The organism is Pseudomonas sp. ME-P-057 (assembly GCF_030208975.1).
GTDB lineage: Bacteria > Pseudomonadota > Gammaproteobacteria > Pseudomonadales > Pseudomonadaceae > Aquipseudomonas > Aquipseudomonas lutea.
This window is the reverse complement of the sequence record NZ_JARVSX010000021.1, coordinates 124253-137096: the sequence shown is the minus strand read 5'-3', so window position 1 is coordinate 137096 and position 12844 is coordinate 124253. Positions and strand designations below refer to the sequence as shown.

10 protein-coding genes are annotated in these 12844 nt (G+C 59.2%); 5 read left to right on the top strand and 5 right to left on the bottom strand.

Translation table 11 applies throughout. From position 1 onward, the window contains the following. Positions 1-66 precede the first annotated feature (66 nt). Positions 67-531 carry a DUF3429 domain-containing protein gene (locus QRN48_RS11770; protein WP_285350740.1) on the bottom strand — a complete coding sequence of 155 codons (465 nt, stop codon included), beginning with the start codon at positions 529-531 and terminating at the stop codon, positions 67-69. Between the two features lie 142 nt (positions 532-673). On the opposite strand from QRN48_RS11770, the gene QRN48_RS11765 reads away from it, so the two are divergent. Then, positions 674-1942, top strand: a complete 1269-nt coding sequence (locus QRN48_RS11765) for a DASH family cryptochrome (protein ID WP_285350738.1) — start codon at positions 674-676, stop codon at positions 1940-1942. A gap of 43 nt (positions 1943-1985) precedes the next feature. Here the strand turns inward: QRN48_RS11765 and QRN48_RS11760 are convergent, their stop codons facing one another. Both QRN48_RS11760 and QRN48_RS11755 read right to left on the bottom strand, forming a co-directional pair. Further along, positions 1986-3041 (bottom strand): HAD family hydrolase, encoded by a 1056-nt coding sequence (locus QRN48_RS11760; RefSeq protein ID WP_191944669.1) that lies wholly within the window; start codon positions 3039-3041, stop codon positions 1986-1988. Between the two features lie 326 nt (positions 3042-3367). Then, complete coding sequence (locus QRN48_RS11755; protein WP_191944670.1) at positions 3368-3880, bottom strand: dihydrofolate reductase; 513 nt, start codon at positions 3878-3880, stop codon at positions 3368-3370. Positions 3881-4012: 132 nt separating this feature from the next. Here QRN48_RS11755 and QRN48_RS11750 point away from each other — a divergent pair, with 132 nt between their 5' ends. The 3 genes from QRN48_RS11750 (at position 4013) to QRN48_RS11740 (ending at position 7347) form a co-directional block, all read left to right on the top strand. After that, positions 4013-5392 carry a DUF2868 domain-containing protein gene (locus QRN48_RS11750; RefSeq protein WP_285350735.1) on the top strand — a complete coding sequence of 460 codons (1380 nt, stop codon included), beginning with the start codon at positions 4013-4015 and terminating at the stop codon, positions 5390-5392. Positions 5393-5399: 7 nt separating this feature from the next. Then, a complete protein-coding gene (locus QRN48_RS11745; protein ID WP_285350873.1) occupies positions 5400-6770 on the top strand; it encodes a GTPase/DUF3482 domain-containing protein in 1371 nt (456 codons plus the stop codon). A gap of 121 nt (positions 6771-6891) precedes the next feature. Further along, entirely contained in the window at positions 6892-7347 is a 456-nt protein-coding gene (locus QRN48_RS11740; protein ID WP_037018771.1) for a YkgJ family cysteine cluster protein, read from the top strand. 207 nt (positions 7348-7554) lie between these two features. Here the strand turns inward: QRN48_RS11740 and typA are convergent, their stop codons facing one another. Both typA and thiI read right to left on the bottom strand, forming a co-directional pair. Continuing rightward, positions 7555-9375, bottom strand: a complete 1821-nt coding sequence (typA, locus tag QRN48_RS11735; protein ID WP_037018768.1) for a translational GTPase TypA — start codon at positions 9373-9375, stop codon at positions 7555-7557. 139 nt (positions 9376-9514) lie between these two features. Next, complete coding sequence (thiI, locus tag QRN48_RS11730) at positions 9515-10969, bottom strand: tRNA uracil 4-sulfurtransferase ThiI (protein WP_191944672.1); 1455 nt, start codon at positions 10967-10969, stop codon at positions 9515-9517. A 332-nt stretch (positions 10970-11301) separates the two neighbouring features. Here thiI and glnA point away from each other — a divergent pair, with 332 nt between their 5' ends. Then, a complete protein-coding gene (gene glnA / locus QRN48_RS11725) occupies positions 11302-12708 on the top strand; it encodes a glutamate--ammonia ligase (RefSeq protein ID WP_037018763.1) in 1407 nt (468 codons plus the stop codon). Positions 12709-12844 lie beyond the last annotated feature (136 nt).

Genomic DNA, 12844 nt, shown 5'->3' with positions numbered 1-12844 from the left:
AACACCCCGCATGCCGGGGTGTTTTTTTGTCCCGATTTCGTCGGGCTGCGCTCCAGATGAGCGTATTTATGAGCCGATGGCTACCGTGATCGCACTCAGCAGAAGGCAGAGACTGGCGACCAACGTCAAACGCAAACGCATGGGTAAATACCAGGCGGGCAACGTCGCGGCTTTCACCAGGCGCCGATCCTGCCAGTAGTGCGCGACGAAACCGAAAATCAACAGCAGAAGCCCCAAAGGCGCCGGCAAGAGCAAAGCGGGCCAGGCGATCAGGGCCGGTATCACGCTCCAGATAAACCGCTCGCGACACTGATCCGCATGCAGGTCCTGAAGGGTCATGGCGAACCCCCAATGCAGTGCGCCCACAAAGCTCAGGATCACGGCGCCGTAAGCGACCAGCGCTTGCGTCAGGAAAGGCCGATATTGGGCTGAAAACAGGATCAGCAACAGCAGGCCAACGAACGGCAGCAGACCACCGTAGCCCAGCAGGGCGACGTACCTTGGCGGCGAAGACAGCGACGACGCTTTCATTTGAGTCCCTTTCAGTCATTTACGTGAAAGACTATGGCTCAAAAGTGCGTTCCTGTTTAGCTTCTCTTCGCTCGGCCGGAAAAGGCTCACATCCTGTAACCCACTGATCAAGGCCTGATCCATAGCCGCTGAGACCGCCCTCATGAATACGTTGATCTACTGGTTCCGTCAGGACCTCAGGCTTGCCGACAATCCTGCCTTCAGCCATGCATGTGAGCTTGCCACCACGCTCCTGCCGGTTTACTGCACACCCGTGGCAACTACAACGCCATGGGGATTCGAGCGTATCGGTGCCCACCGCCAATATTTCGAGCAGACCGCGGTCAGCGCATTGGCCGGGCAGTTGAGCGCACGGGGCAGCGCGCTGATGCAGATCAAGGGCGAGTCCGTCGCACGCCTTGTCGCGCTCGCCCACGACTTGGGTATCGATACGATTATTTGCGAACACATCGCAGCGCCGGAAGAGGATGCACAGGTGCAAGCCCTCCGCGCGGCAGGACTGACCGTGGAAGATCACTGGCAGTCGACACTGTTTACGCTGGATGAACTCCCGATGGCGGTCGAGGAGCTGCCTGACGTATTCAGCAGCTTTCGACGTCTTGTGGAAAAAGCTCACGCCTCGCCGCGCACTGTCATACCGGCCCCGACCACTATTCCAGCGCTGCCCAATGGCGTGAGCATTGACTCGACCACGCTGCAACCGCCTGCGCCTCTGGACTCACGCTCGGCATTTCCTTATCAGAACCAGGCGTTTCACGGCGGCGAGCACGCGGCCATCGAGCACCTGCAGCAGTATTTCAGCCGGGGGCTGGCGAACAGCTACAAAGCCACGCGCAACACCTTGAGCGCTGTGGACGACTCCACCAAGTTTTCGCCCTGGCTTGCGCGTGGTTCGCTTTCAGCGCCGCAGATTGCTCAGGCATTGAAGGCTTTCGAGGCCGAACACGGCGCCAACGACAGCACGTACTGGATTTATTTCGAGTTGCTGTGGCGTGACTACTTTCGCTTGCTGCACCTGAAATACGGTCGCCTGCTGTACCGCGCCAGCGGCCTGAAGGGCAGCAGCGAACCGGGCCACAACCCACAGGGGTTTGCGCGCTGGTGTCGGGGCGAGACCGGAGAGCCGTTGATTGACGCCGGTATGCGGGAATTAGCGGCAACCGGTTACCTGTCCAACCGAATGCGCCAGATCGTCGCCAGTTACCTGATTTTCGACCTGAAGGGCGACTGGCGCGCCGGGGCCGCGTGGTTCGAAGCACAGCTGGTCGATTACGACGTCTACAGCAATCAGGGCAACTGGCTGTACATCGCTGGCTACGGAACCGACCCCAGGGGCGGTCGCCGCTTCAACACCGCGAAACAGGCCGCCGAACATGATGCCGACGGTGCGTATCGCACGTTATGGGCCTGACCATGCGCGGCACGGCAACCGCCGTGCCGCGCGATGAGACGGCTTACTGAATTTCTTCCGGTTTGACGATCACCCAGTTTTTGTCTGCCGTTACCGGCAAGCCCTCTTTGGCCTGAGCCTCGGCGTTGGTCTTCATCATGCCGTTGAGCTGGGTCATGTACTTGTCCTTGCGATTGACCCACAGGTGAACGCCGCCTTTGCTGACGTCGACACTGTGAAAAAGCATATAGCCATCGCTGGAAGGTGTATCGCCTCCCACCAGAACCGGTTTTTTCCACTGATCGATATAGGTGAGAATCGCGGCCTGCTTGCCTGCCATCCAGGTCGCCGGCGTCCACAGGTAAGGCGTCAGCTCAAGCCCGAGGTTGGCTTTCTCATCGTATTTGCCCGCAGTGATCTGCTTGCGTGCAGTGGTCAGCTCACCCGTCTGACGGTTCTTCAGCAGCGTGGTCACACCGATGACGTTCTGCGGCTTCACGTTGTAGCCGTACTTGGGATCGGCGGCGACCATGCGCACCAGCTCCTCCGACGCCGCCGTCATCACATACACCTCGATGCCGTTTTCCATCAGCTTGTTGTACAGCTCGGCCTGGCCGGTGAAAACCTTCGGCGGCTGCACTTCGATGGTCTTGACCACGTCGCCTTCGTAATACGTGCTCGGCACCGGTTTGCCCGATGCCATCAGCTCGTCGACATAACCTTTGAGCTCCTGGAGGGTAAAGCCGGAGAACACCTGCGCGACCCATGGGTAACAGACCATGTCGTCGATTTCGCAGAGCCGGTAGTAGTAGCTGAACAGGCTTTCCTTATGGTCAGCGGTGTCCTTGAACGGGATGAGCTTGAGAGAGGGATCGAGCGAATCGCGGGTGATCAGCCCTTTGTTTTCCATGAACGGCAGCAGAGACTCTTCCAGGTCGTAGCGGTAGCTGGTGTTGTCCATGTCGAAAACGGCGAAGTTACCTTTGTTGGCATTGGCCGCAATCATCGCGTTGAGCTGCTTGGCCGCAGGGGCGGGCCAGTGGGTCAGCTCGGTGGCAGACACTTGAGTGGCACAGCACAGATAAATCGCAGCGGCCAGCAATGTTGGCGCAAGTTTCATAGTAGGTCCGCTCCCCGGTTGTTGGTTCGAAGAAGGACCGTAGCAAAAAGCCGTTACAAGTTTGATGCGTCAGCGACCGTGTCCGTTCCGAGGGCGTCACTGGAATCGCCATTCGCGCCAGATGACGAGAAAACGACATTTGTGTGACAGGGCTTGGCTGCTCAAAATTGTAGGAGTGAGCTTGCTCGCGAATAGGCCGGTACATCCCCTAAATCTTCACCGGCTGAAATACCATCTTCGCGAGCAAGCCCACTCCTACAGTTGACGGCATTCCTCCTGTAGGAGCGAGCTTGCTCGCGATAGCGATCGCGATAGCGATCGCGATATCAGATTCGCTCCCAAACCTCGAAACTGTACGCAGGCTTATCGTCGAGCGCCGGGTTCTCTGTGTTCGACACCAGCGTCCACTGACCCTCGTCAAACTCCGGGAACCACGCATCGCCTTCGGGACTCAGCGCCACGCGGGTGAGGTACAGGCGGTCAGCGCGCTCGAGGGCTTGGCCATAAAGTTGTGCGCCGCCGATCAGCATCACTTCGCTGACCCCTTGCTGGCGCGCCCACTCCTCAGCGCGATGCACTGCCGCGTCCAGAGAGGTAAAGACTTCGGCGCCTTCAAGCTGCAAATCCTGCTGGCGTGTGACCACCAGATTCAACCGGCCCGGCAACGGACGGCCCAGGGAATCCCAGGTCTTGCGACCCATGATGATCGGCTTGCCGAGGGTGGTCGCTTTGAAATACTTGAAGTCCCCTGGCAAGTGCCAAGGCATGGAATTGTCGATGCCGATGACCCGGTTTTCAGCGAGTGCGGCGATCAGGCTCAGGGGGAGATGTTTTTTCATGCCGGCGAGGATATCAGACCGCCCGGCCCCAGCACATTCGCTTGCCGCGCGGTCCAAGGACCAAACCCGCTCGCTGCCCGACGGCAGCCACACCGGTTATGCTGACCTACGATTTTACCGACGAGACGCCGCGTGACTGCACTGACTCCCCTTGACGAACTCTGGCTGACCGAAGCCGTACGCCTGCGCGAAGAACACGCGGGCCTGCTCGACGATGAAGAAGCCAACCGCCGTGCGCGTGCAAGCGGCGGCGACCTGCAAACCCGGATCAAACACCGCGCCCTGTGGCTCGCCGAACGGGACGGCATGCGCAAGGCACTGCATCACTGGAAACAAGGCGCGCGCCTGGCGTTGATCGGGCTGGCGGTGTTCGCGGTGGTCAGCGGCGCCGGACTGGCTTTCGCCGCATTGGGCGACGGACAGGCGCCCGTCAATGTGTTCTGGGCCTTGGGCAGTTTGCTCGGCTTCAATCTGATCTTGCTGATGAGCTGGATAAGCGGCGTGCTTTTCGCCGGGAAAAGCACGGCCGGCCTTGGTCGACTCTGGCTGTGGCTCAGCGAGAAGCTGGCGCGCGATGCACAGGCGGCACAACTGGCCCCCGCGCTGATTCTGCTGTTGCAGCGCAAGCGCCTGAATCGCTGGTTGTTGGGCACGTGCGTCAATGGTCTCTGGCTGCTGGCCTTGCTCAGCGCCCTGACAATCATGGTTTTACTGATGGCCACCCGGCGCTACGGCTTCGTCTGGGAAACCACCATTCTGGGCAGTGACACTTTTGTCAGCCTGACCCGAGGCCTGGGAGCGATTCCTTCGTTGGTGGGCTTCAGCGTGCCGACCGAGGCCATGATTCGCGCCAGCGGCGACAGTGCGCTGTCTATCGAAAACGCGCGTCAGGCATGGGCAGGATGGTTGGTCGGCGTGCTCATGGTTTTCGGCATCCTGCCGCGCCTGATCCTGACCGTGCTGTGCTATGTGCGTTGGCATGTCGGCCGCCGTGCATTGGCCCTTGATCTGAACCACCCCGGCTATGTCGAGTTACGCGAGCGTCTGATGCCAAGCAGCGAACGGCTGGGCATCAATGATGCTGCCCCGGCGCAGCTTCACGCCGTGCAGACCGGTCCAGCGGCAAGCCAGAGTCAGGGTGCGCTGCTGCTCGCCATCGAGCTGGATAATCAACATCCCTGGCCGCCCGCGCTTCCTGAAAACGTGACTGACGCTGGCGTTCTCGACTCACGCGAATCGCGGCGCACGCTGCTCGACCAACTGACACGCTTTCCCCCTGCCCGCCTCGTCATCGCGTGTGACCCGCGTCGCTCCCCTGATCGTGGCAGCCTGGCATTGATCGCAGAGCTGGCGCGTTGCGCGACAGCGACGCGTATCTGGCTACTGCCCGCGCCCGACGGACAAATACTGGACGCCGACCGAGTGGATGACTGGCACAGCGGGTTGCAGCAGCTCGAACTGAACTGGACCGACAGCGCGCCATTGACCTGGCTGGAGAGCGGACATGACTGACAAGGACATTGTTCGACCACTGAAACTGGCCGTGGTCGGCCATACCAACGTCGGCAAGACTTCACTGCTGCGCACGCTGACACGCGATGTCGGCTTTGGTGAAGTCTCCCACCGCCCGAGCACCACGCGACACGTTGAAGGCGCACGCTTGTCGGTTGACGGCGAGGCACTGCTGGAGCTGTACGATACGCCAGGGCTTGAGGACGCCATCGCTCTGCTCGATTACCTTGAACGCCTGGACAGGCCCGGCGAACGGCTCGACGGTCCGGCGCGGCTTGGGCGCTTTCTTGAGGGGAGCGAAGCGCGCCAGCGTTTTGAGCAGGAAGCAAAAGTGCTTCGCCAGTTGCTCGCGTCGGACGCTGGGTTGTACGTCATCGACGCGCGCGAGCCGGTGCTGGCCAAGTATCGCGACGAACTGGCCGTACTCGCCAGCTGCGGCAAACCTCTGCTGCCGGTGCTCAACTTCGTCACCAGCCCGCAACAGCGCGAACCTGACTGGCGGGAAGCCTTGGCGCGCTTGGGCCTGCACGCACTGGTGCGGTTCGACAGCGTTGCGCCACCTGAAGACGGCGAGCGCCGTTTGTATGAAAGCCTCGCTCTATTGCTGGAAACCTCACGGGGACGGCTTGAGCGTCTTATTGCCGATCAGCAGGCCCAGCGTGAAGCTCGTCGGCTGAGCGCGGCAAGGCTGATCGCCGAGCTGTTGCTGGACTGCGCAGCCTGTCGCAGAAGCGTCGCCACCGAAAACGGACTGGTGGAGGCCGCCATTGCTGATCTGCGCAAAGCCGTGCGGCAGCGGGAGCAGCGTTGCGTCGAGTCGCTGCTCAAGCTTTACGGGTTTCGTCGCGAAGACGCCTCAGCCAGTGACCTGCCATTGCTGGATGGGCGCTGGGGCGACGATCTGTTCAACCCTGAAACCCTTAAGCTGCTCGGCGTTCGAGTGGGCGGCGGCATTGCTGCGGGGGCGGCGGCTGGCGCGGGCGTTGACCTGCTGGTCGGCGGCGTCACACTGGGGGCGGCGGCATTGGTCGGCGCAATTGCCGGCGGCGCCCTGCAAACGGCGCGCAGCTATGGCGGCCGGCTGATGGGCAAACTCAAGGGCCAACGCGAACTGACCGTTGACGACGCAGTGCTGAGATTACTGGCTCTGCGCCAGCGGCTGCTGCTGCAAGCGCTCGAAGTGCGTGGGCATGCCGCCATGGAGAGCATCAAGCTGACCGCTCCACAGGACAAGACCTGGCGCGAAGGCAAACTGCCGGAGGCGCTGCATAAAGCCAGGGCACACCCGCAATGGTCATCCTTGAACCCGGGCGCAAAGCTCAACCAGACGGAGCGTCAGGAGCAAATCGAGGCGCTGGCAAACACCGTGCTCATCTGAACAAACGTCATCACAGATCGCCCAAGTAACAGCCGACAGTCGCATCGCTTGTTTTTGCCGTAGGGGAAACGCGCGCGGACCGGTATGATCGCGCGCCCGATACACCCGGAAGCACAGACCCATGAAACCCACCTTGATCGCCGCTGCAGAACTCGACCGCATCGAGACCTGGCAGAAATACTCCAGCTACATGTGCGGAGGCTGCATTTCCAGTTGCTGCACGCTGCCGGTTGAAGTGAAGATCAAGGACCTGATCCGCATTGGCATCGTTGACGAGTTCGAGCAGGGGGACAATCCCAAGAACATCGCCAAGCGCCTGCAGAAGGAAGGGGTCGTCGAGCGCTTCAATCAGAAGTCCGGGATTTTCACCTTGCAGCGCATGAGCAACAACGACTGCCTGTATCTGGACCGTAAAAGCCGGCTGTGCACCATCTACGACAAGCGCCCTGACACTTGCCGCAACCACCCGAAAATCGGCCCACGCCCTGGTTACTGCGCGTACAAGCCGAAGGAAGTTGTGCGCGAAAGCACAGGTACTCTGAACTCAAACTCCGGCCGGGTGCCGTTGAAGTTCTAAGACCCCTGCAGAGTTCGCGTACGCCTTCCCGGCTGAAGCCGGTCCTACCAAAGGCGCGTGGACCTCAGTGGGACCGGCTTTAGCCGGGAAGGGGCCGCATTGAGCGACATCGCCCTCACAGCATCGACACCGGCCGAACCAAAACTCAGACAAACAAAAACGCCCCCGGCCTTTCGACCGGGGGCGTTTTCGTTCAGCCGGGGCTAGTTACGCCTTGGCTTTCTTGGCAGCGCGGGTACGCTCGCCTTCGTCCAGAATCTTCTTGCGAAGACGGATCGACTTAGGCGTCACTTCACACAGCTCGTCGTCCTGGATGAATTCCAGAGCCTGTTCCAGGGTGAAGCGAACAGGTGGAACCAGAGCGATGGTCTCGTCTTTACCCGAAGCACGCATGTTGTCGAGCTTCTTGCCTTTGGTTGGGTTCACGCCCATGTCGTTGTCGCGGCTGTTGAGGCCGACGATCTGACCGTTGTAGATCTCCTGACCGTGCTCGACGAACAGCTTGCCGCGCGCCTGCAGGGTTTCCAGGGAGTAGGTCAGTGCCTTGCCGGTTTCAACCGAAACCAGAACGCCGTTCTGACGGCCAGACATGTCACCGGACTTCATGGTGTCGTAACGATCGAAGATCGAAGTCAGGATGCCAGCACCGTTGGTCAGGGTCAGGAACTGGTTACGGAAACCGATCAGACCGCGAGCAGGGATGTTGTACTCCAAACGAACACGGCCTTTGCCATCCGGCACCATGTTGGTCAGGTCGCCCTTACGCAGGCCCATCTCTTCCATGACCTTGCCCTGGGATTCTTCAGGGGTGTCGATGGTTACGTTTTCAAACGGTTCCTGCTTCACGCCGTCAACCTGACGGATGATGACCTCAGGACGGCCGACGCCCATTTCGAAGCCTTCGCGACGCATGGTTTCGATCAGTACCGACAAGTGCAGCTCACCACGGCCCGAGACCTTGAACTTGTCAGCCGAGTCGCCTTCTTCAACGCGCAGAGCAACGTTGTACAGCAGCTCTTTGTCCAGACGCTCCTTGATGTTACGGGAGGTCACGAACTTGCCTTCTTTACCGCAGAATGGCGAATCGTTGACCTGGAAGGTCATCGAAACGGTTGGCTCGTCAACGGTCAGCGGCTTCATCGCTTCGACCGCGTCCGGGTGGCACAGGGTGTCGGAGATGAACAGCGAATCCATACCGCTGATGCAAACGATGTCGCCAGCGGCTGCTTCTTCGACGTCGATGCGGTGCAGACCGTGGTGACCCATCAGCTTCAGGATACGGCCGTTGCGCTTCTTGCCATCAGCACCGATCGCGACAACCGGGGTGTTCGGCTTGACGCGACCACGGGCGATACGACCAACACCAATGACGCCCAGGAAGCTGTTGTAGTCCAGTGCCGAGATTTGCATCTGGAACGGACCGTCACGGTCAACCTTTGGCGCAGGGACGTTGTCGACGATCGACTGGTACAGCGGCGTCATGTCTTCAGCCATGTCGGTGTGATCCAGACCGGCAATGCCGTTCAGGGCCGAGGCGTAGACGACTTTGAAATCCAGCTGTTCTTCGGTAGCACCCAGGTTGTCGAACAGGTCGAAGATCTGGTCCAGAACCCAGTCTGGACGAGCGCCTGGACGGTCAACCTTGTTGATGCAGACGATTGGACGCAGGCCGGCTTCAAAAGCCTTCTTGGTCACGAAGCGGGTTTGCGGCATAGGGCCGTCTTGAGCGTCAACCAGCAGCAGAACGGAGTCAACCATCGACATCACGCGCTCTACTTCACCACCGAAGTCGGCGTGGCCAGGGGTGTCAACGATGTTGATGTGGTAGCCATTCCAGTTGATCGCGGTGTTCTTGGCGAGAATGGTAATACCGCGTTCTTTCTCCTGGTCGTTGGAGTCCATCACGCGTTCGTCGTTGAGCTCGTTGCGCTCAAGGGTGCCGGACTGGCGCAGAAGCTTGTCGACGAGGGTAGTTTTACCGTGGTCAACGTGAGCAATGATGGCGATGTTGCGTAGATTTTCGATCACTTGTGTATCTCGATCAGAGGATTCGGTCAGCTGACTAGTGTAGGCAGCTATGAACGGTGGAGCCGGCGAAAGCCGTTACGGCTGACGACTGGTGTCGGGGGGCCGGTGACGCAAGCCACAGGCAAACAGCCCCGGGCACTTAGCTCGGTCGATAAACGCGCACATTGGCATGCCCCTCACTGAGCAGATGATGAGCATGCAGGCGACTCATGACGCCTTTGTCGCAATAGAGCAGGTACTGGCGCGTGTCATCCAGTTCCTTGAAACGGCTGTTCAATGCAAAGAACGGCAGCGTTTGTACTTCGATACCAGCCAGGTCCAGCGGGTGGTCGTCAGCGTCATCCGGGTGGCGGATGTCGATAACCACTTGCCCTGCCAGCGCCTGGCCGACTTCTTCAACCTGAACGTCCTCGCCCAGTTCTTCGATCACACGATCGATCGGCACCAGACGAGCGTTTTCAAGCGCACGCTCAAGCACAGCCATGTCGAACGCTTTTTCTTCGTGTTCAACCCGGTTGCGCTTGGCTGCAGTCTTGGGGTTAACCGAGATCACGCCGCAGTATTCGGGCATATGCCGGGCAAAATCGCCTGTGCCGATCTGGTCGGCCAGGTCAATGATGTCCTGCTTGTGACTGGCAATCAGCGGTCGCAAGACCAGCTTCTCCGTTACGCAGTCGATGACCGACAGGTTGGGCAGCGTCTGGCTGGAAACCTGGGAGATCGCCTCACCCGTCACCAGTGCATCGATCTCCAGCCTGTCGGCAATGTTGGTCGCGGCGCGCAACATCATACGCTTCAATACTACGCCCATATGACTGTTATCGACTTTTCCGAGAATTTCTCCCAGAACTTCCTCGAACGGTACGCTGACGAACAGCACGCGCTGGGAGCTGCCGTACTTCTTCCAGATGAAGTGCGCGACTTCCATCACGCCCAGTTCATGGGCACGGCCGCCCAGATTGAAGAAGCAGAAATGGCTCATCAAGCCGCGGCGCATGATCTGATAAGCCGCGACGGTGGAGTCGAAACCGCCTGACATGAGGATCAGGGTCTGTTCAAGCGATCCCAGCGGATAACCGCCGATACCGTTGTGCTGGCTGTGGATCACGAACAGGCGCTGGTCACGGATTTCGATCCGGACTTCGACTTCCGGCGCCTTGAGCGAAATGCCTGCCGCATTGCATTCCCGACGCAGCTTGCTGCCGACGTATTTCTCGACGTCCATGGAACTGAAGTCATGGTGACCAGCCCGCTTGCAGCGCACCCCGAATATTTTGCCGGGGATCGCGTCACCGAAGTGCAGCTTGCACTTCTCGTAGATGTCCTCCATGTCGCCCAGCGGATACTGGTCGACTTGCAGGAAATGCGTGATGCCGGGCATGCAGCTCAGACGCTCGGTCATCTCGCGCAGGACTTTGGCATCCTCGACCCTGGTTTCGACCTCAAGGTTGTCCCACACGCCATCCACCACCAACGCCGGGTCCAGATCTCGGAGCACCGTACGGATGTTCTTGGCCAGCTGTTTGATGAAACGCTTACGCACAGGCCGGCTTTTGATAGTGATTTCTGGGAAGACTTTGACGATTAATTTCATGAAAACAGCGCGCTAGGTCCCGGTCGAAAAAGGGGGGCGCGGATTATAGCGGAAATTGCTCAAGGTTTAACCAGTTATCGTATAGCCGGTCATCAGCGCACCAAAACGGAACTGTATACAATCTTTCAGCACCATAACGGTGCGTACTTTTTCATTTATGCGACGCTTAGCGCCCGATATGACGCCAATTTGAGCCTGAAACCCAACACAGGGCACTGGCATGCAAATTGCTCCCTTGTGAGGCAGGTTGCCTTGGTCGAGTATCGCGGCCGGCATCACCAAAATTAAGGGGCCAACCACTACCCAGGCCCTAATCCACCCCGGAGGACAGCATGTCGAAGTCGGTTCAACTCATCAAAGATCATGACGTTAAGTGGATTGATCTGCGCTTCACGGACACCAAAGGCACTCAGCACCACGTGACCATGCCGGCCCGCGATGCGCTGGAAGACGACTTCTTCGAAGTCGGCAAAATGTTCGACGGCTCCTCCATCTCGGGCTGGAAAGGCATCGAAGCCTCCGACATGATCCTGCTGCCGGACGACGAAACAGCCGTTCTCGATCCGTTCACCGAAGAGCCTACGCTGATTCTGGTTTGCGACATCATCGAACCTTCGACCATGCAGGGTTACGATCGCGACCCACGCGCCATCGCTCACCGCGCCGAGGAATACCTGAAGTCGACCGGTATCGGTGACACTGTATTCGCAGGCCCTGAGCCGGAATTCTTCATCTTCGACGAAGTGAAATTCAAATCCGACATCTCCGGCTCCATGTTCAAGATCTACTCCGAACAGGGTTCCTGGATGTCCGACGCGGACATCGAAGGCGGTAACAAGGGCCACCGTCCAGGCATCAAAGGCGGCTACTTCCCGGTTCCACCGTTCGACCACGACCACGAAATCCGCACCGCAATGTGCAACGCGCTGGAAGAAATGGGCCAGGTCGTCGAAGTTCACCACCACGAAGTGGCAACCGCTGGCCAGAACGAAATCGGCGTGAAATTCAACACGCTGGTCAAGAAGGCTGACGAAGTTCAAACCCTGAAGTACGTCGTGCACAACGTTGCAGACGCTTACGGCCGCACCGCTACCTTCATGCCGAAGCCTCTGTACGGCGATAACGGTTCGGGTATGCACGTTCACATGTCCATCTCCAAAGATGGCAAGAACACCTTTGCTGGCGAAGGCTATGCCGGCCTGTCCGATACCGCTCTGTACTTCATCGGCGGCATCATCAAGCACGGCAAGGCGCTGAACGGCTTCACCAACCCGGCGACCAACTCCTACAAGCGTCTGGTTCCAGGTTTCGAAGCGCCGGTCATGCTGGCCTACTCGGCCCGTAACCGTTCTGCTTCAATCCGTATTCCTTACGTCAACAGCCCTAAAGGCCGTCGTATCGAAGCACGCTTCCCGGACCCGGCTGCCAACCCGTACCTGGCGTTCGCTGCACTGTTGATGGCTGGCCTGGACGGCATCCAGAACAAGATCCACCCTGGCGATGCTGCTGACAAAAACCTGTATGACCTGCCGCCCGAAGAGGCGAAAGAGATTCCACAAGTGTGCGGCAGCCTGAAAGAAGCCCTGGAAGAGCTGGATAAAGGTCGTGCGTTCCTGACCAAAGGCGGCGTGTTCAGCGACGATTTCATCGACGCTTACATCGCTCTGAAATCTGAAGAAGAGATCAAAGTGCGCACCTTCGTACACCCACTGGAATACGAGCTGTACTACAGCTGCTGATCCAGCCGCGCCGGCGAGAGCCACGCGAACAAGAGGCCTCCTTCGGGAGGCCTTTTTGCAAAATGTGGAAAACTAATTCGGATCAGATAGCCTGAACCTCGTCGGTACTCAAATGGGACGTTGATCCATCTTCGAA